The 24,712-nt window shown below is 44.3% G+C and carries 18 protein-coding genes; 10 read left to right on the top strand and 8 right to left on the bottom strand.

Going from position 1 to position 24,712, the window contains the following annotated elements; genetic code table 11:
• Positions 1 to 230: 230 nt before the first annotated feature.
• Positions 231 to 1,184 (bottom strand): methylenetetrahydrofolate reductase [NAD(P)H], encoded by a 954-nt coding sequence (gene metF, locus AB4Z08_RS33835; RefSeq protein ID WP_441578211.1) that lies wholly within the window; start codon positions 1,182 to 1,184, stop codon positions 231 to 233.
• A gap of 162 nt (positions 1,185 to 1,346) precedes the next feature.
• Between metF and lptB the strand changes: the two genes are divergently transcribed.
• The 8 genes from lptB (at position 1,347) to AB4Z08_RS33795 (ending at position 14,417) form a co-directional block, all read left to right on the top strand.
• Positions 1,347 to 2,108, top strand: coding sequence for an LPS export ABC transporter ATP-binding protein (gene lptB / locus AB4Z08_RS33830; RefSeq protein ID WP_441578210.1), 762 nt, complete (start codon positions 1,347 to 1,349; stop codon positions 2,106 to 2,108).
• A gap of 22 nt (positions 2,109 to 2,130) precedes the next feature.
• Positions 2,131 to 3,663, top strand: coding sequence for a GH3 auxin-responsive promoter family protein (locus AB4Z08_RS33825; protein ID WP_441578209.1), 1,533 nt, complete (start codon positions 2,131 to 2,133; stop codon positions 3,661 to 3,663).
• Positions 3,664 to 3,680: 17 nt separating this feature from the next.
• Positions 3,681 to 4,430, top strand: a complete 750-nt coding sequence (gene fabG / locus AB4Z08_RS33820; RefSeq protein WP_441578208.1) for a 3-oxoacyl-[acyl-carrier-protein] reductase — start codon at positions 3,681 to 3,683, stop codon at positions 4,428 to 4,430.
• A 165-nt stretch (positions 4,431 to 4,595) separates the two neighbouring features.
• Positions 4,596 to 5,156, top strand: a complete 561-nt coding sequence (locus tag AB4Z08_RS33815) for an RNA polymerase sigma-70 factor (protein ID WP_441578207.1) — start codon at positions 4,596 to 4,598, stop codon at positions 5,154 to 5,156.
• An 84-nt stretch (positions 5,157 to 5,240) separates the two neighbouring features.
• Positions 5,241 to 6,350 (top strand): FecR family protein, encoded by a 1,110-nt coding sequence (locus AB4Z08_RS33810; protein ID WP_441578206.1) that lies wholly within the window; start codon positions 5,241 to 5,243, stop codon positions 6,348 to 6,350.
• Between the two features lie 252 nt (positions 6,351 to 6,602).
• The gene (locus tag AB4Z08_RS33805; protein WP_441578205.1) at positions 6,603 to 9,773 is read left to right on the top strand and encodes a TonB-dependent receptor; all 3,171 of its coding nucleotides are present in this window, start codon (positions 6,603 to 6,605) and stop codon (positions 9,771 to 9,773) included.
• A 21-nt stretch (positions 9,774 to 9,794) separates the two neighbouring features.
• Complete coding sequence (locus tag AB4Z08_RS33800) at positions 9,795 to 11,276, top strand: RagB/SusD family nutrient uptake outer membrane protein (protein WP_441578204.1); 1,482 nt, start codon at positions 9,795 to 9,797, stop codon at positions 11,274 to 11,276.
• A 117-nt stretch (positions 11,277 to 11,393) separates the two neighbouring features.
• Positions 11,394 to 14,417, top strand: a complete 3,024-nt coding sequence (locus AB4Z08_RS33795) for a glycoside hydrolase domain-containing protein (RefSeq protein WP_441578203.1) — start codon at positions 11,394 to 11,396, stop codon at positions 14,415 to 14,417.
• Between the two features lie 118 nt (positions 14,418 to 14,535).
• On the opposite strand, the gene AB4Z08_RS33790 is transcribed toward AB4Z08_RS33795, so the two are convergent.
• Positions 14,536 to 15,435, bottom strand: a complete 900-nt coding sequence (locus tag AB4Z08_RS33790) for an SMP-30/gluconolactonase/LRE family protein (RefSeq protein ID WP_441578202.1) — start codon at positions 15,433 to 15,435, stop codon at positions 14,536 to 14,538.
• Positions 15,436 to 15,589: 154 nt separating this feature from the next.
• Here AB4Z08_RS33790 and AB4Z08_RS33785 point away from each other — a divergent pair, with 154 nt between their 5' ends.
• A complete protein-coding gene (locus AB4Z08_RS33785; RefSeq protein ID WP_441578201.1) occupies positions 15,590 to 16,642 on the top strand; it encodes a nucleoid-associated protein in 1,053 nt (350 codons plus the stop codon).
• A gap of 397 nt (positions 16,643 to 17,039) precedes the next feature.
• Here AB4Z08_RS33785 and ricT read toward each other — a convergent pair whose 3' ends face one another.
• The 6 genes from ricT to radA all read right to left on the bottom strand — a co-directional run bounded on the left by ricT (position 17,040) and on the right by radA (position 23,426).
• Positions 17,040 to 18,602, bottom strand: coding sequence for a regulatory iron-sulfur-containing complex subunit RicT (ricT, locus tag AB4Z08_RS33780; protein ID WP_441578200.1), 1,563 nt, complete (start codon positions 18,600 to 18,602; stop codon positions 17,040 to 17,042).
• A 147-nt stretch (positions 18,603 to 18,749) separates the two neighbouring features.
• Positions 18,750 to 19,889, bottom strand: a complete 1,140-nt coding sequence (locus AB4Z08_RS33775; protein ID WP_441578199.1) for a DNA polymerase III subunit — start codon at positions 19,887 to 19,889, stop codon at positions 18,750 to 18,752.
• 33 nt (positions 19,890 to 19,922) lie between these two features.
• A complete protein-coding gene (locus AB4Z08_RS33770) occupies positions 19,923 to 20,474 on the bottom strand; it encodes a hypothetical protein (RefSeq protein ID WP_441578198.1) in 552 nt (183 codons plus the stop codon).
• A gap of 128 nt (positions 20,475 to 20,602) precedes the next feature.
• Positions 20,603 to 21,124 (bottom strand): glutathione peroxidase, encoded by a 522-nt coding sequence (locus AB4Z08_RS33765; protein ID WP_441578197.1) that lies wholly within the window; start codon positions 21,122 to 21,124, stop codon positions 20,603 to 20,605.
• Between the two features lie 199 nt (positions 21,125 to 21,323).
• Positions 21,324 to 22,013, bottom strand: a complete 690-nt coding sequence (locus tag AB4Z08_RS33760; RefSeq protein ID WP_441578196.1) for a ComF family protein — start codon at positions 22,011 to 22,013, stop codon at positions 21,324 to 21,326.
• Between the two features lie 36 nt (positions 22,014 to 22,049).
• Positions 22,050 to 23,426 carry a DNA repair protein RadA gene (radA, locus tag AB4Z08_RS33755; RefSeq protein WP_133807701.1) on the bottom strand — a complete coding sequence of 459 codons (1,377 nt, stop codon included), beginning with the start codon at positions 23,424 to 23,426 and terminating at the stop codon, positions 22,050 to 22,052.
• Between the two features lie 559 nt (positions 23,427 to 23,985).
• On the opposite strand from radA, the gene AB4Z08_RS33750 reads away from it, so the two are divergent.
• Entirely contained in the window at positions 23,986 to 24,678 is a 693-nt protein-coding gene (locus AB4Z08_RS33750; RefSeq protein WP_441578195.1) for a zinc metallopeptidase, read from the top strand.
• Positions 24,679 to 24,712 lie beyond the last annotated feature (34 nt).

The following is a 24,712-nucleotide window of genomic DNA, read 5'->3' as shown; positions in this document are numbered from 1 at the left end:
TTTTTTTTAAAATGGAGTAGGGGACAAATCTGTTTACCGCGTCTTATTAGCGAAAGAGGTCACCGTAAGGCGATTTCGATCATTGGACAGTTATAATTAAAAGTGTGACAGTTATAGGGATATGCCACTACGTATCTACGTGATGGCATTATTTTTTTATATGAAAGAAAACGAAAAAAGGGAAAGACTTCTGTCCTTCCCTTCTTTTTTATTTATAAGTCGGTTTGATATTACATAATCGCTTCTACTGCCGCACGAACCACTTTGGGTTTGCCCAGGGTATAGTAGTGTAATACCGGTACACCAAATGCTTTTAATTCTTTAGACTGTGCAATCAGCCATTCGGTGCCTACCAGCTCCACATCTTTATCTGTTTTGCATTTCAGGATCTCTGTAGAGAGGTCTGTAGGGATATCTACATGGAAAATGCGCGGCAGCATGGTCATTTGTTTCCTGGAGGTAAGTGGTTTTAATCCCGGAATGATAGGAACGGTAATCCCTGCCTCCCGGCATTTGGTCACAAAATCGAAGAACTTCTGGTTATCGAAGAACATCTGTGTAACGATATAATCAGCACCATTTTCTACTTTCCGTTTCAGGTGAGACAGGTCTGTCTGCATATTTGGCGCCTCGAAATGTTTCTCTGGATAGCCGGCCACACCAATACAGAAATTGGTTTTTACACCGCTCTGCAGGTCATCTTCCAGGTATACACCGTTATTCATATGGGCAACCTGGTCGAGCAATTCTATGGCATAGCTGTGACCATGTGGGTCTGGTTCAAAAAAAGTTTCGTTTTTAGGCGCATCACCGCGTAAAACGAGTACATTGTCAATACCGAGGAAGTTCAGGTCAATGAGGGCATTTTCTGTTTCTTCCCGGCTAAAGCCGCCACAGATGAGGTGAGGAACGGCATCTATATTGTAATGGTTCATGATGGCAGCACAAATACCAACAGTACCGGGGCGTTTACGGATTTCTACTTTTTCAAAGGAGCCATCCGCCTTTTTCTTGAACATATGCTCACTGCGGTGGTAGGTCACATTAATGAAAGCCGGCTTGAATTCCATCAGGGGATCCAGGTGGTCATAAATAGACTCAATACTCTTTCCTTTCAGTGGAGGAAGGATTTCAAAAGAAATCAGGGTGTCTTTGGCCTGGGCAATATGTTCAGTTACTTTCATAAAGTTATAAGCTTTGAAGAATGCGGCGAATGCCGATATTCCTGCTAAAATACGCGGGCAAAAATAAGATATCCGATTATTATAATCAGATCATTTTTAATCTTATGACAACTATAACTAGGCTAACTGAATGAATTGTTTATTTTTGCTAAGTTTGATCATATGGCATTAAGAATACATACAGACCAGCTGGTAAAGCGTTACGGCAACAGAACGGTGGTAAACCATGTATCTGTGGAGGTGTCTCAGGGTGAGATAGTGGGGCTGCTGGGCCCTAACGGAGCGGGTAAAACCACCTCCTTCTACATGGTTGTAGGGCTTATTAAGCCGGATGAAGGGAATGTGTACCTGGATGGCCAGAACATTACCAAGTTGCCCATGTACAAAAGAGCCCAGATGGGCATTGGTTATCTGCCGCAGGAGGCCTCCGTATTCCGGAAGCTGAGTGTGGAGGATAACATTTCTGCAGTACTGGAAATGACCTCCCTTAAAAAAGCCGAGCAACGGGATAAACTGGAAAGCCTGCTATCTGAGTTCAGGCTTACACACGTGCGTAAAAGCCCCGGCGATGTATTGAGCGGGGGGGAAAGACGCCGTACCGAAATTGCCCGTGCCCTGGCAGTAGACCCCAAATTTATTCTGCTGGATGAGCCTTTCGCAGGTATTGATCCCATTGCGGTGGAAGATATCCAGGGAATAGTAGCCAAGCTGAAATATAAGAATATAGGCATCCTGATTACAGATCATAACGTACAGGAAACACTGTCCATTACTGACCGGGCTTATTTATTGTTTGAAGGCAAAATCCTTAAATCCGGGTCGGCAGAAGAGCTGGCAGAGGACGAACAGGTAAGAAAAGTGTATCTTGGCCAGAATTTTATTTTGCGCCGGAAAGATTACCTGGACGAAGCAGCTAAACAATAAAAATAATTCTACAGCATCCTATATGAGAATTTTAAGTCCTGCAATATCACAACTGGCAAGATTGCGCATGGGGCGTATTGCATATTTTATGCAGTATCCCGTGCAGGTGCAGCAGCAGGTATTCCAAAACCTTATCAGTGCCGCTCAGTATACCGAATTCGGTAAGCAGTACGGCTTTTCGAAGATTTATAAGATAGACGAATATAAGCAGCGCGTTCCCATTCATACTTATGATACCATCAAGCCGTATATACAACGCACGATGGAGGGACAGCAAAATGTACTCTGGAATACGCCCATTAAATGGTTTGCTAAATCGAGCGGCACCACTGCCGATAAAAGCAAGTTTATTCCGGTAACGGTAGAAAGTCTGGATGAATGTCACTACCGATCCGGCAGGGATGTGATTTCTCTCTACTACAATAATTTCCCTGATTCTGATGTTTTTACCGGGAAATCCCTGGTCATCGGCGGTAGCCACCAGGTGAATAAATTGTCCGAAAACAGCGACTCCTATTTCGGAGACCTGAGCGCAGTGATGTTGCAAAACATGCCATTTTATGGCAACATGATCCGCACGCCGGACCTGGAAATTGCACTCATGGACGAATGGGAAGAAAAAATAGAACGCATGGCCAATGCGGTGATCCATGAAAACGTAACCTCGATTGCCGGGGTACCTACATGGACCATTGTATTGATCAAACGTATATTTGAGCTGACCGGCACAGATAACCTGGCCGATGTATGGCCCAATGTAGAGTTATATATGCACGGTGGTGTAAGCTTTACCCCTTACCGCGAACAGTTTAAAAAACTAATCCGCAAACCACTGATGCACTACCAGGAAACCTATAACGCCTCCGAAGGCTTTTTTGCCGCCCAGGACGTAATAGGAGACGAAGGACTACTCCTGTTCCTCAACCATGGCATCTTCTATGAGTTTATGCCCATGGAGGAATTAGGTAAGGAAAACCCGCAAACATTACAATTGCAGGAAGTGGAGCTGGGTAAAAACTATGCCCTGGTAATCAGTACCAACGGCGGTTTATGGCGGTACCTGGTAGGGGATACCATACAGTTTACCTCCCTGATTCCTTACCGGATAAAAGTGAGTGGCAGAACAAAGTCGTTTATCAACGCCTTTGGTGAAGAAGTAATCGTTGAAAATTCTGATACAGCAGTTGCCAAAGCCTGTGAGGCCACCGGCGCTGTTGTAAATGACTATACCGCCGCACCGGTATATTTCAGTGACCACGGCAATGGCGGACACGAATGGCTGGTGGAATTCGGAGTTGCTCCGGACGATATCAACCGGTTTACCAATGTACTGGATAGCACGTTAAAAGCTATCAACTCAGACTATGAGGCAAAAAGATATAAAGACATCGCTTTACATATGCCGGTAGTACATGTATTGCCTGAAGGCACTTTTTGCGAATTTCTGAAGAGTAAAGGTAAACTGGGTGGACAACATAAAGTCCCCAGACTGAATAATGACCGTAATTACCTGGAAGAAATCCTGAAATTTGCGGCCAACAACATGAACGCTTAAAACCTATCAACTATAACATGAAATTACTGGAGAACAAAGTAGCGATTGTAACAGGTGCCAGCCGTGGTATCGGAGAAGCAATTGCTTTAAAATTTGCAGCACAGGGAGCGAATGTAGCTTTTACATACGTGAGTTCTGATGAAAAAGCCCAGGCACTCGAAGCTAAACTAACAGCTTTAGGTGTAAAAGCAAAGGCATATAAATCTAATGCCGGCGTCTATGAAGAATGTGAAACACTGGTAGCAGAAGTTTTGAAAGAATTCGGGAAAATTGATATCTGTGTGAATAACGCTGGTATCTCCAAAGATAACCTGCTCCTGCGTATGAGCCCTGATCAATGGGATGATGTGATGAACATCAACCTGAAGAGCGTATATAATATGACCAAACAGGTGATACGCCCTATGATGAAGGCAAGAAGTGGCAGCATCATTAATATGAGTTCTGTAATAGGTATTATGGGTAACGCCGGGCAAAGCAGCTATGCTGCTTCCAAAGCAGGCATTATCGGGTTTACCAAATCCATCGCTCAGGAACTGGGCAGCCGTAACATTCGCTGCAATGCCGTAGCACCAGGTTTCGTAGAAACAGATATGACCAGCTACCTCAAAGAAGGAGAGGCTGCTGCCAATTATATAGAACAAATCCCGTTGGCCCGTTTTGGTACGCCGGAAGATATTGCCAACGTTTGCCTCTTCCTGGCATCTGATATGAGCGGGTATGTAACCGGCCAGACAATCAGCACCTGCGGAGGGCTGTGCATGTAGAGCGGAAGGCAGAAAGCAAAAAGCTAATATGGAGGAGATCTAAGCGGGTATTTTTTACGCTTATGTCTCCTCCATATTAGCTTTTTGCTTTCTGCTTTCTGCATTTCGCTCCTTTGTCGTATCTTTTCGGCACAGTGAACATATTTGTGAGGATGTCGGAATACTTTGGAGGAAGTAAGTAAAAATATTGCCCAGCAACAACGTCAAATGCCATCTTTTGAATCATTATTCAAAACGTATTATCCTGCGCTCTGCACATTTGCTTATGATTTTGTAAACAGACATGAACTGGCAGAAGAAATTGTGCAGGACACCTTTATGAAAATATGGGAGAAGTATGATGACCTCGACATCCAGGTGTCCGAAAAGGCATACCTGTACAGGGCTGTACAAAATAACTGCCTCAATTTTATTAAGCAAAACAGGATCCGGACACAATACAGCAGCGAATTAATACAACAACTGGAATCCCGTATTTCCCTCTTCAGTCTTCCATCTCATTCACCGGCAGAAAAACTGGAAACCTCCGAACTGGAGCAACTGGCAGAAAAAGCCATCCGGAAATTACCCCCCCAATGCCAGGATGTTTTCCGCCTCAGCCGGTTCGAACAACTCAGTTATCCGGAAATATCCCGACATTTAGGAATCTCCATCAACACAGTAAAAACCCAGATGACCCGCGCCCTGCAACGGTTACGGGACGAATTACTTCCACTCCTGAAGTAGTATGTTAAATTAAAGCAAATTTTTTTCCTTGTCTTGTCACCCTATACAATACTAAATATTGTCTTAGTACTTGTTTTCTATATTATGGGGCCTAACTATACACAGGAGCAGGTAGATGACCTGATTGCACGCTTTTTATCCGGCAATATTTCCGCAGAAGAGCAGAAATTACTGGAACACTGGATCAATGCATTGGCAGAGAACAGGTCCTACTTTCTGCAACTAAGGGAGGTATGGCAGGCAACTGCACCGTCAGGAGCATATGATACTACGGCCGCCTGGGATAGTATGCAGTACAGGACAGCGATAGCGCCACCGATGGTGGTAAACAGATGGAAATATTATTTCCGTGTAGCTGCATCCTATACGTTGCCTTTCTTAATCGGTGGTGGCCTGGTATATGCCTGGTCATCCCTGAAAAAAGAAAATAGTAATAACGCCATGGTAACGGTAACCAGCCCAAAAGGGGCGACTACCAAAATCGAATTGTCTGATGGTACGGAAGTATGGCTGAATGCAGGTAGTAAACTGCAGTATGCACAGTCTTATAATCTCCGCGGCCGTGAAGTAAAACTGGAAGGAGAAGCTTTCTTTAAAGTGCATACCAATGCCCAGAAACCCTTTACAGTTAGAGCTTCCGACCTGAGAATACTCGCGCTGGGTACCTCTTTCAATGTAAAGGCATATCCGGAAGATAAAACCGTGGTGACCACGCTGGTAGATGGAGAAGTGAAAATTGATGGCAGCAAAACAACCACGCCTTTCGGACTAATGATGAAACCACATCAGCATGTTGTGTATAAGAAACCGTTGACAACCAACGACAGTGAACATATGAAAATACCTGCATCTAACGGAGATAGCTCCACGGCTGCTCCGATAGAAAGCAGGGAAGTGAACAACACAGAAATATATACCGCCTGGAAAGATGGCAACTGGATTGTAGCCGCTCAAACCATGGAAGAACTGGCGGTAACCATGGAACGCAGGTTTAATGTAAAGGTGATTTTTAAAGAACAGGAACTGAAAGAATATCGCTTCAGTGGAACTTTCCGACAGGAAACATTGGAACAGGTACTCAACATTCTTAAGCTCACTGCTCCGCTGAAATATACTATAGACAAGGGTGTTGTAACCCTCGCTGTGGATAATGAGCTGAAAGAAAAATATATAAAAGCATTTAAGACACGGTAACAACCGGAACATATAGGAGAATCATCATTCATCACCTGTAAAAACCAACTTACATGCACGATATGAACAACTGAAAAAAAAATTGGGAGTGATGCGACTCACCCCCAATTCAACGAAAATCACGTGTTGGTGAATGGCCTTTGCGACGGGCCGTATCACCGTAATCATTCGTTTAACTAAAATCTATACAAGTTTATGAAATCCACTGCAAACCTGGCGGCATTTTTTTGCCCCGGGCGAAAATTATTGCTCATGACGAAATTGACAGGTCTGCTGATTTTCGGAAGTTTTTTACAAGTATCCGCGAGTGTTTTTGGGCAGGAGAAAATAAAAGAACTGCATGCTGAAAATGCTAGCGTGAAAGAGGTATTTAAACTAATTGAGAGTAGCAGCAACTACCGCTTCTTCTATAACGAGAACTTCGCTGACCTGAATAAGGCAGTGACCATTGATGTGAAAGATAAAAAGATCAATGACATCATGAAGTTGCTCTTCAATAGTTCCAATGTTACCTATCGTGTGCTGGAAAATAACCTGGTTGTAATTACACCTGCCGGTACCGCACAGCTAAAGGTGACAGGCTATGTAACCGATGCTGTCACCAAAGATCCGTTGCCTGGTGTAACCGTGTCTGTAGAAGGCAGCAGCATAGGTACCGTCACCGATGCTACCGGTAAATATACCATCCAGGCGCCCACTGAAACCAGTATACTGGTGTTTTCCTATATAGGATATATACCGCAGAAAATAGCGGTAGGTGGTCGTTCCGAGATTAGCGTTAAGCTGGAAGGAGATACCAAAAAACTGGAAGAAGTAGTTGTAATGGGTTATACCACTACCACCACCAAAAACCTCACCGGTGCGGCACAAGCGGTAAGCGGTACCAAGCTGAAAGACGTTACTGCAAGCAGCATGGACAAAATGCTGCAGGGCAAAGTAAGCGGTGTGTTTGTTGGAAACGCCTCCGGTGACCCTTCTGCGGCTCCTGTTATCCGTATCCGTGGTAACGGAACATTAACTGCCGGCAACTCTCCACTGATAGTAGTAGATGGTATCATTGGTGGTTTACCTAACCCCAGTGATATTGAAAGTGTAACGGTGTTGAAAGATGCGGCTGCTACTACATTGTATGGTGCCCGCGCAGCCAACGGCGTAATGGTCATTACCACTAAAAGAGGTAAAGCCGGTAAAACACAGGTGAACTTCCGTACCAATATCGGAACAGCTCAGATCAATACCGGGCATTTTCACCTGATGAACGGAACAGACCTGTATGATCTTCAGAAAGCCGCAGGGGCGGACTTAGATCCATCTCTCCGTAATATTAATACTAACTGGCAAAAACTGGCCTTCCAGAATGCCAGCAACCAGAACTACGAATTATCTACCAGTGGCGGTAATGAGAAAACTAAATTCTACCTGGGTGGTAACTACTACAAAGAAGATGGTATCCTGAAAGGTACTGGTGTAGAGCGTTTCAGCGCACGCCTCAACCTGGATCATAATATCACTGATAGATTCCGCGTGAGTGTAAATATTGCAGGAACACAAACAACAGACAAGGATAACTCAAATGGTTCACTGTATCAGTATTATACCAACCTGCCGTGGGATAAAGCCTATGATGATCAGGGTAAACCGGTAAATCCGTTAACCGCTGCTACCTGGTATGGTCGCGATATGGGCAACTTCCTGTACGATCAACAGTATAATTATGTCAAAAATAAAAGACAGTCGCTCGAAGCATTGGTAAAACTGGAATATGATATCACCAAGTGGTTATCATTCAGCTCTACCAACCGCGCGCAGTACTATCACTTCAACCAGGAGAGCAACGGTGATGTGAGAACATCTTCCGGGTCAGATGATCGTGGTAATCTGTATAACTATTACCAGGATACTGCCAGCTATATCAGCTCCAACCTGTTGAAAGCAAGATATACGATCAATAAGGTACATAACATCGATGGATTGGTAGGTGCTGAATTCCAGCAGGCCAATCTGAATGATATCAATGCAAAAGGTAAAGGTATTCTGCAGGGCGTAAGTGTACTGGATGGAACGTCTTCTCCTATGTCTATCGGTGGAACAAAAATTGACCGGGCATTTAATTCCTACTTCATTCAGGCGAATTATAACTACAATTATAAATATTACTTTACCTCTTCCTTCAGAAGAGATGGATCTTCGAAATTCGGTGCTAATCAACAGTATGGTAACTTCTATGCTTTTGGTGCATCATGGGCTGTTTCGGAAGAAAGTTTTATTAAAAACATCAAAGCCATCACCAACCTGAAAGTAAGGGCCAGTTATGGTACCACCGGTAATGCTGAAATAGGCGACTATAGCGCTATAGGTGCATACGCCATCAATACGCAGTACAACGGATATCCGGGAGCTTATCAGAGCGTTTATAATGTTCCGAATCTCTCCTGGGAAAAAGCCTACAATACTAACTTTGGTTTTGACCTGGGCTTGTTTAACCGTATTAACCTGAACATTGATATTTATCAGAAAGATAGCAAAGACCTGCTGTTTAATGTGCCTTTGCCCGGAACTGCCGGCTACGGCTACATTTCACAGAACGTAGGATCTGTGCGTAATAAAGGTATTGAAATCAACCTGAGCACAGATAACCTGGTGGGTGGATTCAAATGGAGTACAGACTTTAATATCGGCTTCAACAAAAACAGGGTAACTGATTTATACGGTGGTAAAAACCAGATCGTAGATCCTATCAGTGGTTACTTTGTGCTGCGTCAGGGACAGGATATGCGTAGCTTTTATATGCGTAAATGGGCTGGTGTAGATCCTGCCAATGGTGATCCGTTGTGGGAAAAACTCACTACCGATGCTAACGGTAATGTAACCGGTAAAACAACTACCAATAATTATAATGATGCGTCTCTGCAGATTGTAGGTTCTGCTACACCAAAACTTTTTGGTGGTATGCGTAATACCTTCTCTTATAAAAACTTCCAGCTGAGTGCCTTCCTGGCCTTTGTTTCCGGTAATGATGTATATAACAGCACCCGTGAACTGATGGACAATGATGGTGCATATTACACCTATAACATGATGGAACTGGATAAGGGCTGGAGCCGCTGGGAAAAACCTGGTGATGTAGCTACTCATCCGAAGTACACCATCAAAGGAAATAAAAACTCACATAAACCATCTTCCCGTTTCCTGGAAGACGGAAGCTACCTGCGTTTAAGAAACGTGAACCTGAGCTATGCACTGCCGAAAGCCTGGCTGGACCGCGTGCACATTGGAAACGCCAGAATTTCTGTTGGCGGTGATAACCTGTGGACATTAACCAAATTCTCCGGTCTGGACCCTGAAGTAGATGATCGTGGTATCAACTACATTAAGTATCCATCCAGCACCAAATGGTTTGCAGGGCTTGAAATTAATTTTTAACAGGAGCTAAAAGAGAAGATCATGAAACACTTATCAAAATATTTTGCAGGGCTGTTACTGTTAACTGTGGCCAGTTCCTGTTCATTAAAGAAAGATCCATATAGTGCTATTCCGGATGATAATATCCTGAGAGATCCGAGTAAATGGTCGGCAGCTACTGCCGGTAACTATGCGTTATTGAAAGAGGAAAATTTTACGCGTAACTATTTTCAGATGGGAGAATTTCCCAGTGATGATGTAGCGTTAAGTGGTGCCACTACAGATCCGCTGTTTTACTCTTATACATATGGACATCTGACCAATCAGGGCAATGCGCTGCAGATCTGGCGTATGGGATATAAAGCCATCAATGGCTGCAATAAATTGCTGGCCGTGATGCCGCAGGACAGCGCTGCTTCGGTAAATCAACTGATTGGTGAAAACCTGTTTATACGCGCTTTCGTTCATTGGAGCCTGGTAAGAACATTTGGCCGCCCTTATACCCAAAGTCCTGAAACCAATCTGGGTGTACCGGTGATTACCAAATTCGATATAACAGCGATGCCTAAACGTAATACCGTTAAAGAGGTATACGCGCAGGTAATAGCTGATCTGAAAAAAGGGAAAGACCTGATGGATAACTCCAATACCAACAGCTACGCCACCAAAGATGCGGCAATGGCTTTATTGGCGAGGACTTATCTCTACATGGGGAAAAATGATTCTGCACGTATCTATGCAGATTCTGTGATCAATGCGAAAGATCGCTTATTGGTGTCTACCGGAGATCTTCCTGGTTACTATACCAAGTCGAATGAAAATAACAGGGAAACGCTTTTCGCTATTCATCATACCCTGCAGGACGACCGTACCTGGAGCTCTATTGGTTCTATGTATTATATGTCGCCAGGTGGTATGGGTTATGGTGAAATGTATGCTTCCCAATCTTTCCGTGACCTGATTCAAAAACATCGGGAAGATGTGCGCAACGCCTTTATACAGGTAGTATACCTGAAAGGCGTTAATGGTAAAGATTCTGTAAACGCTGCCGGCCAGAAAGTGATCGCTAAGCGTAATGGTGTGGAAAAATGGTATATCCTGAAATATTCCAACCAGGATAACGTACCTACTCTTAGCTCACCGGTGGTATTACGTTTGGCTGAAATGTACCTGATCCGTGCAGAAGCCAATGCTAAACTGGGTAATAACCCGGCGGCGCTGGCAGATGTAAATATTATCCGTACAAGGGCCGGATTAAGTGGAAACGCCCTGTTCAGTGAGAATAATATGCAAGGGTATACCAGCGTATTGGATGTAGTGCTCGATGAACGCCGTCTGGAACTGGCCTTTGAAACACACCGCTCATTTGACCTGTTCCGCAACAACCGTAACGTTTACAGAAATTATCCTGGTGTACAAACTAATCCGCAAACCATATCCTACACGAATGCAAGGGTGATTCACTTTATTCCTGAACAGGAAATACTGCTGGACCCGAACCTTGTGCAGAACCCGATTAATTAAAATATCCCGCACAGGCCCCGTTCTACGGGGCTTTTGCTTTTATAAAATAATCCGGAAAAGAAACTACAACAATAGTAAATTTATAACCGGTGAACATTTAAAAACTTATCGTCCTACATGTATCAGATCAACCACCATTCCCGCAACATCAGGAAAGGATTGTTGCTGGCAGGCTTTACTTTCGGCTTCCTCACTACGGCACTGGCCCAGGAACTGAAATATACCTCCGGTAACAATAGCTGGAACGCGGATTCGCTCGGTAACCACCGTGCAGTAGTTAGCTTTAACGGAGCCACTAAAGTGGCCCGTGTAGTCATTCCATGGCGCCGCCGCGATGAACATCCGGAAATGAAACGTATCATCATCCAGGATGCAAAAACAAAGCAAAAAATTACCAATGTAAAAACGTTGGCGCTTACCCGCGAGCAGGGCGATATCTGCTTTGAACCCATCTCCGGTAAAGGCGACTACTACATATATTATCTGCCTTCTAAAAATGAAGGCCGCGATAACTACCCCAAAGGCATGTACCTGGCGCCGGAACAAACAGCCGATAACAGCTGGCTGCAATCCATCCCTGCCGGTATAAAACCCAATACTACCGTAAAGGAAATAGAAGCCATTGATACTTTCAACAGCTTTTACCCAATGGAAGTAATTGCCACCGCAGCAGAAAAGCAACAACTGCTGCTAAAACACCCCGGTGCAGGCTATATGGTGTTTCCGGAAGACAGGCAGTTTCCCATTAAAATGACGGACGATCTGCCGCAACGCTGGGTGAAGAAAGGACCATCGCAGTCCTTCACCGGTGAAGCCGATAAAGGAGAATACTATGCTTTTCAGCTCGGCATCTATGCCCGTCATGATATGAAAGAGGTGCAGGTCACTTTTACAAATCTTACAGCACCTGATGGCAAAACAATTCCCGCTGCTCAGCTGAATTGCATCAACACCAGTGGTACTACCTATGATGCCAAACCTTTTGCACCTAAGGTAAACATCCCCGCAGATCAGGTACAGGCATTGTGGTGCGGTATAGATGTGCCACCATCTGCTACAGCAGGTGTTTATAAAGGAGTAGTAACTATCAGCGCTGCCGGTATGCCTGCTATGCCGGTAAGAATTACGCTAACAGTAACGAATAAACTAGCGGTAAACAGTGGCTTTAATGAGCCCTGGAAGCAAACCCGTTTAAAATGGCTGAACTCCACGCTGGCACAGGATAATTCCCTGACAGCACCCTATACACCGCTGGAAATAAAAGACAGCGTGATCAGCTTACTGGGTCGTAAAGTAGGGATCAACAAAGACGGTTTCCCTGCACAGATACAAACTTTCTTTACCCCTGAAATGACAACCTTGTCTTCCCAGGCAAAGAATATTTTCACAGAACCGGTACACTTTCATTTCACAGCTGCCGCTACCGGCAAGGATCTCCCCTGGCAAAGCAATGGCTGGCAGATCACTTCCAAAGAAGATGGTAAAATCAGCTGGAAGGCTGTTAACACTACCACCGGATTACAGATGGAAGTAAATGCTTCCCTCGAATTTGATGGCTTCATGGACTACACTGTAAAAGTAACTGCCCTGGAAGATGTGTCGCTGAAGGAAATCACCATGCACCTGCCATTTGATAAAGGCGCAGCCAAATACATGATGGGCCTGAATCAGAAAGGAGGCCTGCGCCCGGAAAAGATCGACTGGAAATGGGATGTGAAAAATAAAAATCAGGACGGCGCCTGGATAGGCGATGTTAACGCAGGGATACAATTTAATCTCCGGGATGAAAACTACGTACGCCCGTTGAACACCAACTTCTACCTGCAAAAACCATTACTGCTACCCACTTCCTGGGGTAACGGCGATAAAGGCGGTATCACCATCGGCGAAAAAGGAAAGGCGATCCTGGTAAACAGCTATAGCGGTGAAAGAACCCTGCATAAAGGCGAGGTATTGTATTATAACTTCCACCTCATCATTACGCCGTTCCATACTATTAATACCGATTTTCAATGGTCTACCCGTTTCTATCACAGGTATAATAACCTGGACAGCATCAAAGCTACCGGCGCTACTGTAGTGAACATCCACCATGGTACTGATATAAATCCCTGGATCAATTATCCATTTATTGAATGGAAAAAGATGAAGGACTATATCGATGAGGCACATAACAAAGGACTTAAAGTAAAGATCTATAATACGGTAAGAGAACTCTCTAACCACGCCTGGGAAACATTCCCGCTGCGTAGCCTGGGGCATGAGGTATACAGCCCGGGCAATGGTGGTGGCTTCTCCTGGCTGCAGGAGCATGTGGCAAAAGATTATATCGCCGCCTGGTTTGTACCGGAATTTAAGGATGCCGCTATTATCAACAGTGGCATGAACCGCTGGCACAACTACTATGTGGAAGGCATGAACTGGTTGGTACAAAACGTAGGTATAGATGGTATCTATCTTGATGATGTAGCCTTTGACCGGGTAACAATGAAACGTGTGAAACGTGTACTTACAAAGGATAATCATCCTGGCATCATAGACCTGCACTCTGCGAATCAGTATAATAAATCAGATGGATTTATTAACAGTGCGGTGCTTTATATGGAGAACTTCCCTTACCTGAACAGGCTTTGGTTTGGTGAATACTTCGACTATGAGAAGAACAGCCCTGACTTCTTCCTGACGGAAGTGAGTGGTATTCCATTTGGATTGATGGGCGAAATGCTGCAGGATGGCGGTAATCAATGGCGTGGTATGGTGTATGGTATGACTAACCGCATGCCATGGACAGAGAACTCAGACCCACGTCCTATCTGGAAAGTATGGGATGATTTTGGTATGCAGGGCACAAAAATGATTGGTTACTGGGTAGAGAACAATCCGGTTAAAACCAATAATCCGTTGGTGCCGGCTACTATCTACAGGAAAGACGGTGCAGTATTGGTATCCCTTGCCAGCTGGGCAACAGAAGATACCACTATCAAATTGACCATCGACTGGAAAGCCCTTGGACTAGACCCTGCAAAGGCAGTGATAACGGCGCCGGATATACACAACTTCCAGCAGGGACAGGTGTTTGGAAAAGACGCCAGCATCCCGGTTTCGAAGAACAAAGGATGGATACTGATTATAAGGAATTAGCTGTTAGCTGTTAGCTGTTAGCAAAATGCAGCGGAGACATAAGCGTAAGTGTAGGATACTTTGCTTATGTCTCCGCTGCATTTTGCTAACAGCTAACAGCTAATGGCTAACAGCTATATCAATATTTCCTTCCTGCAATGGCTACTCTGAATGTTTCTACACATTTTCTGTCCTGCAGGGTTACGTACACTGTTTTACCATCTTTATCTCCGAAAACAAGATTGCTGCATTGTTTTCCTTTCAGTGGTATTTCACGGATCAATGTGCCCTGAGGAGACATGACGGCGATGACGCCTTTTCCCCAGCGTGCGATATAAAGGTTGCCGGCTTTATCGCATTTCATCCCATCGAATCCGAAATCGGGGAAGGTCGCGAACAGGGTTTTATGGGAGATGTTGCCTGCTTTGTCCACCTCGTATTTCCAGACTTTTCGCTGTACACTTTCATTTACATACAGGGTTTTTTCATCGGGGCTCAGCTCTATACCATTGGTGGTGCCCATATTGGCTTCCAGTAAAACGGGGGTGCGGTTGGCATCTATGCGCCACAGCTGCCCGGTGTTATTGGCCCATTTGGGATCAGATACAAAGATCTGGTCTTTGCGATTAATACAGAGATCATTGGGCTGATTGAATTTATCTGAATGGACATATATGCTTACCTTTTTTGTTTTCATATCTATGGTAAGCACATTGTGTTTGATAAAGTCCGGGAGGAACATAGCGCCTTTGCTATTAAAATGAATCCCATTGGCAACGCTGCTATCGGGCAGGGTCACGAATACTTCACCGGCGCCGGTGTGGGTATTTATTTTTCCCACGGTACCATCCTGTTTAAAATTCACGACATAAAAATTGCCCGCTTTGTCAAAGTTGGGTCCTTCGATATTCACGGAAAACATATTTTCTGCTGTCAGATCACGTGTTTCGTATAGGGGTCTTGCGGCTGTTGGTTGTTGTGCCATCATGGGCAGGCCCCAGCCAGTCATCATCGCCATCAGGCATATCTGTTTTCGCATGTTCATCGGATTTTGAAACTTTAAATTAAGGAACTGTTCCGGATTTTTTCGTGTATTCATCCGGGAAGGGGCTTATGTAATGAAATTATCAAGAATTAATTCCCGGCAGAATCGGTTCCGTTGCCTTGTCAACTAATTTATTAATTTTGCGCCCATGATCCATGTTTCGGAGTTTAAAGATTTGGCGCACCTGACAATACATAAGGTAGGGAATTCCTCAAATGAAGAGGCTTTACTCTGTTCCAAAGCGCCTTTGCAGCTGGAGGATGAAACGATCAGCCAGTTATTGATCACGTATTTTATTCAGCCTTTTGCCAATGCCGCGGAATATTTTCGGTTCCGTCATGACGCAGATATACAATTGAATGAAATATTTCAATATTGTCGCCGTATATTTACTGACCAAAATGAATTCCAGGAGCAGTCGGTCAATATTGCCAAGCATCTATATAAACATTCCACCCATCCTAAAATTAAGGGCGGAGAGCTATATATAGCCTACTTTAGCAAGTGCCAGGTAGATGGTGAAGAAGTGGAGGCGATTGGCATTTTCAAGTCGGAAAACCGCGATACTTATTTAAAAGTGTTTCTGGCAGATGAAAATTACCAGGTAAATTATGAAGATGGTATAAATATTAATAAGCTGGACAAAGGCTGTCTGGTTTTTAATACAGAAGAATCAGAAGGGTTTAAGGTCAGTATTATAGATAGTAATAGCAAACAAACCGAGGCGGTATACTGGAAAGATGCCTTTCTACAGGTTCAGCGCCGGGAAGATAGCTACCATCAGACGGAAACAGCGGTAGACATGTGTAAGCAGTTTATACATAATAAACTACCAACAGAGTATGAGATGGATAGGGTGGATCAGGTAGATCTGTTAAATAAATCAGCCGCCTATTTCAAGGAAAAAGAGCAATTCCAGCTGGATGATTTCGCAAAAGAAGTACTGGGACATCCCGACGCGATAGCTTCTTTTAAAGAGTACCGAAATGAATATGCGAATCATTTTCAGCAAGATATCCCTGACGAATTTGAAATATCTGCACCTGCTGTAAAGAAACAGCAGAGAGTATTTAAAAGTATATTGAAACTGGATAAGAATTTTCATGTGTACATTCACGGCAACCGCGAAATGATTGAGCGCGGGTTTGACGAAGCTACCAATATGAATTATTATAAATTACTGTTTGAAAATGAAGCGTAGGTTCGTGTAAGAAACAGTAGAGGCACCTGTGTGGTTGATTTTGTGAAGAGAGGGATAACACGAATTTTTAAGATTTTCTCATAAGCAAAAACCAATTGTTAACAAAGGCTGCCTCGTCTGGGCGGCCTTTTATTTTAACAGATACGGTCTCGGATGGTATTGTTATTACTTCTCGTATACTTCTCCGGTACTTAGGACTTGTCTATGTATTGCATTCCCACTATAGTTCTATTACTGTCCCGCTACACTCTTACTACTATTACATTACTCTTTTACTACACTCTTACTACACTCTTACTACTCTTTCACTGCACTATGTGTCTCGTCCTGATATAGGTTTACAGTTTTTTGCATTTTATGCAAACAAAAAAGACAACCATTACGGTTGTCTTTTTTATTATTTGTTATCCTTTTCAGGATTGTTGTTCTTGTTTGGATTACCAGACCGGTGTTTATGCCTTGGTGGGCGTCTGTCGTGTCTGGGGGCTGCTCCTTGCTGCCCTCCTTGTTCGGGCTGTTGGCCTGGTTGATCAGGTTGTTGCCCTGACTGTTTGGGGCCTTGTTGTCTTGGACCTTGCTGTTGCCTTGGACCTTGTTGCCGGGGTTGTTGTTCCGGGCGGGGCTGCTGTTCTGAACGGGGTTGTTGTTCACGTCCCTGTTTAGGCTGACCACCACCTTGTGACCGTTGTTGCTGTGGACGGTTTTCCTGTTTAGGCTTCCGGTCCTGCTGCTGACGGTTATCAGGTCTTTGAGCTTGTTTAGGCGCTTGCTCCGTTCTTGGCTGACCGGGGCCCTGGGCTGGTTTCTGCTCGCCGACTTTCTGTTGTTTTTGTTTGTCTTTATCTTTCTGTTTCCGCTTCTGAGCAGTTTTTTCGAGAGATTTCAGACTGATGAGCCCTACCACATCTGCGTATCCGAGATCCGCTTCTTTTGGTTTGGCTGTTACTACCTCTACTGGTTTCAGGTCTTCCGGTTTAATACCCTGTTTGTTGAGCAGGCGTATTTCCTTGGCCCTGGAAATGGTAAGGGGGTATTGTTTGTTGCTGCCCTCGTAGGAGTACCACATGAGGCTTTTGAAGATATCTCTCTTCTGCAGGTGGGCAACCCCGCCGGCAGTTTCAATGTTATCCGCATCATCGGGGAAGTCTTTCAACGCATCCAGATAGGTATCCAGTTCGTAGTTCAGACAGCATTTCAAACGACCGCACTGTCCGGATAACTTGGCCTGGTTGATAGACAGGTTCTGGTAACGGGCAGCGGTAGTATTCACGCTTTTGAAATCAGACAACCACGTGGAGCAACATAACTCCCTGCCGCAGCTGCCGATGCCACCTACTTTTCCGGCTTCCTGGCGGGCGCCTATCTGGCGCATCTCCACCTTGGCCCTGAATTCAGAGGCATATACTTTAATTAACTCTCTAAAATCAACGCGATCGTCTGCTGTGTAGAAGAAAGTGGCTTTTCGGCCATCGGCCTGTATTTCCACTTCTGCGAGTTTCATTTCAAGTCCAAGGTTACGGGCAAGTGCTCTCGATTTAATAAGTGCCTCTTTTTCACGTAACTTGTTGTCATTCATTCGCTGCAGGTCGTCGTTAGTTGAACGGCGTAGAACTTTTTTTACTTCGGGTGTGTCTTCCGCGCGTCGCTTCTTCATTTGTAGTTTTACCAGTTCGCCTGTCAGGCTCACCGTACCAACGTCAAATCCGCTAACCCCTTCCACTGTTACCATTTCTCCTTTATCAAAGAGCTGTTTGGTCACATTTCGGAAAAAGTCTTTGCGGCTGCCGTTGTTAAAACTTACTTCTATAATGTCAAATGGTGCTAAGCTATCACCAAGGGGAATATTGGACAGCCAGTCAAATACATTCAGTCTGTTACAACCTCCTGTACTGCATCCTCCATTACTCTTGCATCCTGACGGCTTCCCATCCACACCCGTACCACATCCGGCACAAGCCATATTATTAATTAGTTTAAATTTTATAAATAAGCATTTCAGGTTATTCCAGTTCTTCAAAATACGTTTTTCCTTTCAGAAAAACAAAAGGCCGGAAGCAACAAAGATAGGGAAAAGCAGCTGATAAGCCCCCTGGGATACCTGTGCTTATTACATAACCGGTAAAGGTTTCTTTTTGAATATATATTGGAGCTTGATGGACAGGGCATGAAATAGCATCTTTCCGTTGGCATTGCGTTCAATATAGTAACTGGCATTGTTCAGTTCCTCCGTTATTTCCTGCATCTGGTCAAGATTGGCCAGTTTAGCGAGCTTGGCCGCAAAGTCCATTTCCTCCTGAGAAAAAGCCAGCAGGCTTTTGTCGAGGTATTGCAGGCGGAGGGTATGTTCCAGCAGGTTAATAAAGTAACGCAGAAACTGTTTCTGGTTTTCCCGCCCGGTTTTGGCGCTGGAAATACCTTCTATCCATTCCTGCAGGGCTACCCGGTTACCGGTAAATAAATGATTGAGCCAGCTGCGGAGTAACTCATGATAGTCATCATCGGAATGTTGTAACAGATATAAAGCCTCCCGGTAGTTGCCCGCCGTGAGGGTGGCAATTTGCTGTGCCCGGGCAGCAGGTACTTTGCTTTTCACTTCCAATGCTGTAATCATGTCCGCTTTTTCCAGCGGATTTATTTTAATAAGATGTGTTCTTGATAAGATGGTAGCTAATATTTGCTCCTGGTTTTCCGCAATCAGGATAAAGAGTGTGTTTTGAGGTGGCTCTTCAATCAGCTTCAACAGGCGGTTACCTTCATTGCCCAGGTATTCTGGCATCCACATTACCAGGATCTTATACCCGCTCTCAAAACTTTTCAGGTTCAGTTTGTGGATAATGTCCTGGCATTCTGTAGCCGTAATATTCCCCTGTTTATTTTCGGCGCCTATAAACTGTAACCAGTCATAAGCGTTGCCATAAGGGTGTGTCACCACAAATTCGCGCCACTCACTGATATAATCTGTACTGACAGGTTTATCACCTGACTTACGTGGAATAACAGGGTAGGAGTAATGAATATCCGGATGAACAAATTGGGACGCTTTTGTACAGGCAGCACACTGTCCGCAGGCATCGTGCTCCTTTTTGTTTTCACAAACAAGATATTGTGTAAATGCCAATCCTAACGGAAGACCACCAGCACCTTCCGGAGCGAGTAGTATCATGGCATGACTAAGCCGGTTATGCTGAACGGATTGAATGAGCTGCTGCTTCACATCAGCTTGTCCTATGATATCTGAAAATAGCATGGGCGCAAGATAATGAAAAGGGGCTAATCACGGTCACTGCAACGATACATAGCAGGCATTTTCAAAAGAGCCACCACCCGTGATGGTCCGGTCATTTGCCATAAAAAAGAAGCTCCCGGAAATCGTTTGTGCCCTGGTATTTATTTTACGGATAATAATATTGGAGGTATCAGTGGTGAGAAAATCAAAGTTGCCGTTGTTATTTAAAAAAGCGGCAGCTACTAATCCCTTCTTTTGAGGACCGAGACGGGAAAAGCGGAAAGTATCCAGGTGCAGACTATCATTCTTTATTGCATTCTCATCAAACATGCCATCTGTAAGATTGAATACTATTTTAAAGGTGTCGGATATGGTTTCCATATTCAGCAATTTGTGACTACCACTATCCGTAATTGATCGGAATATGATACTGTTGGTAAGCGTCATTGCGCTGCTGCGACCAGCTATAGTGGCCGTCATCTTCATCTCCGGACAGGAAAAGGATGGTCCATCTGTGTCGTTTTGACAAGCGGGAAATAATAGGAAAAAGGTAGCCATGGCGGCTAGTAGTAGTGTTTTTCGGCGGGGGATAAGTTGGTGTTTCATGAATACTGTTACACATTGTGAATAAAAACAACAGCGTACTTACGTTAACGCGTATACGCTAACGCAAGCACCTGCAAAAATCTTATATACACAAAGTTGGCAACAGGATAATAACGTGCTTACTACGACTACTTTTCAATCGCAGCAATAATTTCCGCAGACTCGGGTTGAGTTTTTGGAGAGAATACGGCCACCAGGTTTCCTTTTTCATCCAGCAGATATTTCTGGAAATTCCAGGTTACTTCGGCTGGTTCAAAGTGTTTGGCTTTGCTTTCCTCCAGCAGCCATTTGTACAGCGGATGGATATCAGCACCTTTTACAGATATTTTGGCGGCCATAGGAAAACTAACCGCATATTTTTTAGTGCAGAATTCCTGTATTTCCTTGTTGCTGCCGGGTTCCTGAGAGCCGAAGTTGTTGGCAGGAAAACCAATAATCACCAGTTTACCCTGGTATTTCTTATACAGTTTTTCCAGTCCTTCGTATTGTGGTGTGTTGCCACACAGGGAGGCTGTATTTACAATTAATATCTTCTTTCCTTTGTATTTGGAGAAATCGATTTTTCCTCCGTCAACAGCATCTACTTTGAAGTCATAAAGATGGGATGAGGCAAAAAGCATAACAACTGATAGTATTGCTAACCTAAACATATAGACGTTTTTTTAAAGACTGATTAAAATGAACACCGAAAAGGCTGTACTTGTAAAGTTAGCATTCCCGTGTCAAAAAAAAGGAAGTTTTTCCAAAGTGAGATTTTAGCGATCAGAAGTAGGGCGCCTGTTGAAAAAGCAGTGTTTTCCGGCAGGGAAGAAATTTTCTGAAGGCTTTATTGGCAGCTGATTGTTGGCTTTAACTCCAGGCATAGGCCAAACAGCATATACTTACCCTGGCGCCGGCTTGTTGGAGGGCCATGCAGCACGCTTCGGTGGTGGCGCCCGTAGTAATAACATCATCGATCAGTAATACGTGTATTCCTGCCGGAAGGTTGCCATTGACTTTGAAGGCGGCGGCTACATTTTGCCAGCGGTCTGTCCGCCCCTTTTTGGTTTGGGTAGCCGTAAATTGTAGCCGCATAAGTGCGGCCGGATGTACCGGTAATGGTATGATCTGTGCGATGCCTTTGGCCAGCAGGGTGGCCTGATTGTAACCACGCAGCTTTTCTTTGCGGGGAAATAAAGGTACAGGCACCAGTATGTCTATGTCTTTGATCCAGGAGCTGTCCTGCAGTTGATAGCCAGTTTGTTTACCCAGCCAGGTGGCTATATCGGGCCGTTGCCGGTATTTAAAACGATGAATAAGTTGCTGCATACCTGATGACTGGTTGTAATAATAGGCAGCAGTGGCATGTTGTACAACGACCCTGCCGTTAAATACGTTCGCTACCGGATTGCCAGCGTATCGGTGGAAATGGGTAACGGGTAATGCCTGCACGCAACGAATACATAACAGTTCATCTGTTTGTTGCAGATCTGTGCCACAGAGTTCACAGCAATGCGGATAAAACAGGTGAACCAGTGGGGATAACAAACTGGTAAACATGGTTTGGGTTTTAAAAGATATGGTTTGAATAGCATTTTAAAATAATCGCTGGTATACTTCTTCCACTCTACCTACCGCAATTACTTCAATATGGAATTTACTGAAATCAATTCCTTTTTTATTGTAACGGGAGATAAATATTTTCTCGAAGCCTAGTTTTTCTGCTTCCGCTATCCTTTGTTCTATGCGGTTTACTGCTCTTATCTCACCGCTCAACCCTACTTCTCCGGAAAAACAGATTTTAGGAGGGATAGCATTGTCTTCATAGGAAGAGAGCAGTGAACATAATACCGCCAGGTCAATTGCGGGATCTTCTACCCTGATGCCACCGGCAATATTGAGGAATACATCTTTCACGCCGAAGTGGAATCCGCCTCGTTTTTCCAGGACAGCCAGTAAGAGTTGTAACCTGCGCAGGTCGAAACCGGTGGCGGTGCGTTGCGGGGTACCATATACCGATTGTGTAACGAGTGCCTGTACTTCCACGAGCAAAGGACGCATGCCTTCCATGGTGGCAGATATGGCTACACCGCTCAGCAGATCTTCGCGTTGCGAGATTAAAATTTCAGAGGGGTTGGTGACCTGCCGGAGTCCTGTTCCGGTCATCTCATAAATACCCAGTTCGGCGGTAGAGCCAAACCTGTTTTTGATGGTACGGAGGATGCGGTAGGCATAATGTTGGTCTCCTTCAAACTGCAGAACCGTATCCACCATATGTTCCAGCACTTTTGGGCCAGCAATGGAGCCATCTTTGGTAATGTGACCAATGAGGAATACAGGGGTGTTACTTTCTTTGGCAAAACGTTGTAATTCTGCGGCTGTTTCCCTGATTTGAGATACACTGCCGGGAGCAGATTCTATAAAAGGAGAGTGGAGTGTTTGAATAGAATCTACAATGACCAGTTGAGGCTGTAGTTTTTTTATTTCCTGGAAAATTGTTTGTGTAGATGTTTCTGTGAGCAGGTAAAACTGTTCATTGGAATTTTGTATGCGGTCTGCCCGCATTTTTATCTGTTGTTCGCTTTCTTCACCGCTGATGTAAAGTGTTTTAATATGCTTTAGTTGCAATGCATTCTGCAGGAAGAGCGTAGATTTTCCGATGCCAGGTTCTCCGCCTACCAATACCAGCGAACCCGCTACTATGCCACCTCCCAGCACGCGATTCAATTCGTTGTCGGGGGTTAATATCCTTTCTTCTTCTTGTGTAACTACCTCGGAAAGGTTAATGATTTTATGTGTGCGGGCAGTAGGGGCGTCGTTGTTTTTCCAGTCTTGTTGCTTCTGAGGAATATCTTTTTGCACTCTTTCTTCAACAAACGTATTCCATTCTCCGCAACTCGGACATTTTCCATTCCATTTAGCTGATTCGTATCCACAATTCTGACAGAAAAAAGCAGTTCTTATTTTACTCATAATTTTTTTAAAGAGGGTGCATACAAAGTAAATGGTTTTATACTTATTGCACCGAAATGATAAAAAGAGAAGCGATAAAAAGAGAGGAGAAAAGGTATAAAAAGAGAAAAGAGCCAAACGGAAGATTCCGCTGACTCTTTCTACTTACTAACCCATTAAATTCAGGTCTAAATTACAAAATGGCTTCAGAATAAAAAAGTTTATTTAATTGATGTGAATAACTTTTGAGCCTTTTGCCCGATCTAACAAAGTGGCTGCCATCGCTTGTTTCAGGGGTTGTTTTTATCCAATATTACTTTCATTGGGTACTCGTAAAATGTTGATAAATAGGGTTGATGTTGATGATTTTTGCATATGAAAAAATGCTAATAAGATACATTTTTTTAAATGACAAACAGACGCTTTTTGGGCTAAAAAAATAACATGGGCGCCAAAATGGCAGTGTTAAATTTATAATTTTAAGACAAAAGGAAGGGATGGCAGACAAGTGCTAAATAAAACTTAAAAGGGGGGATCTGGTGAGATATTTGCGCCCCCTTTTTACCAAATTTTACATAATATGACACCTGGAATCATGTTTTTATCACTGATTTTTGTGGGGATCAGTATGCTGGTAAGCTACGTACTCAAGAGTAAGTTCCAGGCTTACAGCCAAATACCCACCTCTTCCGGTCTTACCGGGAAGCAGATTGCAGATAAAATGCTGAAAGACAACCAGATATATGGCGTTCAGGTCCGGGAAACAGAAGGTTTCCTGTCCGATCACTACAATCCGGCTGATAAAACCGTTAACCTCAGCCCCGATGTATATAACGGTGCTAATGTGGCTGCCGCAGCAGTAGCCGCCCATGAGTGTGGGCATGCTGTTCAGCACGCAGCAGCTTATCCGTGGCTGGGATTACGGTCCAGGCTTGTGCCGGCGGTACAGTTCAGCTCCAATCTGGTTTCATGGGTGTTGCTGGCCGGTATCTTCCTTATAAACAGGTTCCCGCAACTGCTCCTTGGGGGTATTATCCTTTTTGCCATTACCACCTTATTTGCGCTTATAACGCTGCCGGTGGAATTCGATGCATCCCGGAGGGCACTCGCCTGGCTGGATAGCAGCCGGGTGATGAGAACAGAGGAACATGATAAGGCGAAGAATGCACTCTGGTGGGCAGCCATGACTTATGTGGTAGCCGCCCTGGCCTCCGTAGCTACCCTGTTCCAGTATATTCTCATTTATATGGGAGCCAGGAACAGAAACAGCTAGAGGTGATATAATATACTTATATGATAAAGGGACG

Origin of the sequence: Chitinophaga sp. RAB17 (assembly GCF_052114225.1) — a bacterium.
GTDB lineage: Bacteria > Bacteroidota > Bacteroidia > Chitinophagales > Chitinophagaceae > Chitinophaga.
Note: the sequence above shows the minus strand (reverse complement) of the source record. Positions and strands in the feature narration are given on the sequence as shown.

What these genes read in the sequence shown, in the direction of transcription:
- metF (WP_441578211.1), bottom strand. Translation starts at nt 1,184, where the DNA reads ATGAAAGTAACTGAACATATTGCCCAGGCCAAAGACACCCTGATTTCT.
- lptB (WP_441578210.1), top strand. Translation starts at nt 1,347, where the DNA reads ATGGCATTAAGAATACATACAGACCAGCTGGTAAAGCGTTACGGCAAC.
- AB4Z08_RS33825 (WP_441578209.1), top strand. Translation starts at nt 2,131, where the DNA reads ATGAGAATTTTAAGTCCTGCAATATCACAACTGGCAAGATTGCGCATG.
- fabG (WP_441578208.1), top strand. Translation starts at nt 3,681, where the DNA reads ATGAAATTACTGGAGAACAAAGTAGCGATTGTAACAGGTGCCAGCCGT.
- AB4Z08_RS33810 (WP_441578206.1), top strand. Translation starts at nt 5,241, where the DNA reads ATGGGGCCTAACTATACACAGGAGCAGGTAGATGACCTGATTGCACGC.
- AB4Z08_RS33805 (WP_441578205.1), top strand. Translation starts at nt 6,603, where the DNA reads ATGACGAAATTGACAGGTCTGCTGATTTTCGGAAGTTTTTTACAAGTA.
- AB4Z08_RS33800 (WP_441578204.1), top strand. Translation starts at nt 9,795, where the DNA reads ATGAAACACTTATCAAAATATTTTGCAGGGCTGTTACTGTTAACTGTG.
- AB4Z08_RS33795 (WP_441578203.1), top strand. Translation starts at nt 11,394, where the DNA reads ATGTATCAGATCAACCACCATTCCCGCAACATCAGGAAAGGATTGTTG.
- AB4Z08_RS33790 (WP_441578202.1), bottom strand. Translation starts at nt 15,435, where the DNA reads ATGCGAAAACAGATATGCCTGATGGCGATGATGACTGGCTGGGGCCTG.
- AB4Z08_RS33785 (WP_441578201.1), top strand. Translation starts at nt 15,590, where the DNA reads ATGATCCATGTTTCGGAGTTTAAAGATTTGGCGCACCTGACAATACAT.
- ricT (WP_441578200.1), bottom strand. Translation starts at nt 18,602, where the DNA reads ATGGCTTGTGCCGGATGTGGTACGGGTGTGGATGGGAAGCCGTCAGGA.
- AB4Z08_RS33775 (WP_441578199.1), bottom strand. Translation starts at nt 19,889, where the DNA reads ATGCTATTTTCAGATATCATAGGACAAGCTGATGTGAAGCAGCAGCTC.
- AB4Z08_RS33770 (WP_441578198.1), bottom strand. Translation starts at nt 20,474, where the DNA reads ATGAAACACCAACTTATCCCCCGCCGAAAAACACTACTACTAGCCGCC.
- AB4Z08_RS33765 (WP_441578197.1), bottom strand. Translation starts at nt 21,124, where the DNA reads ATGTTTAGGTTAGCAATACTATCAGTTGTTATGCTTTTTGCCTCATCC.
- AB4Z08_RS33760 (WP_441578196.1), bottom strand. Translation starts at nt 22,013, where the DNA reads ATGTTTACCAGTTTGTTATCCCCACTGGTTCACCTGTTTTATCCGCAT.
- radA (WP_133807701.1), bottom strand. Translation starts at nt 23,426, where the DNA reads ATGAGTAAAATAAGAACTGCTTTTTTCTGTCAGAATTGTGGATACGAA.
- AB4Z08_RS33750 (WP_441578195.1), top strand. Translation starts at nt 23,986, where the DNA reads ATGACACCTGGAATCATGTTTTTATCACTGATTTTTGTGGGGATCAGT.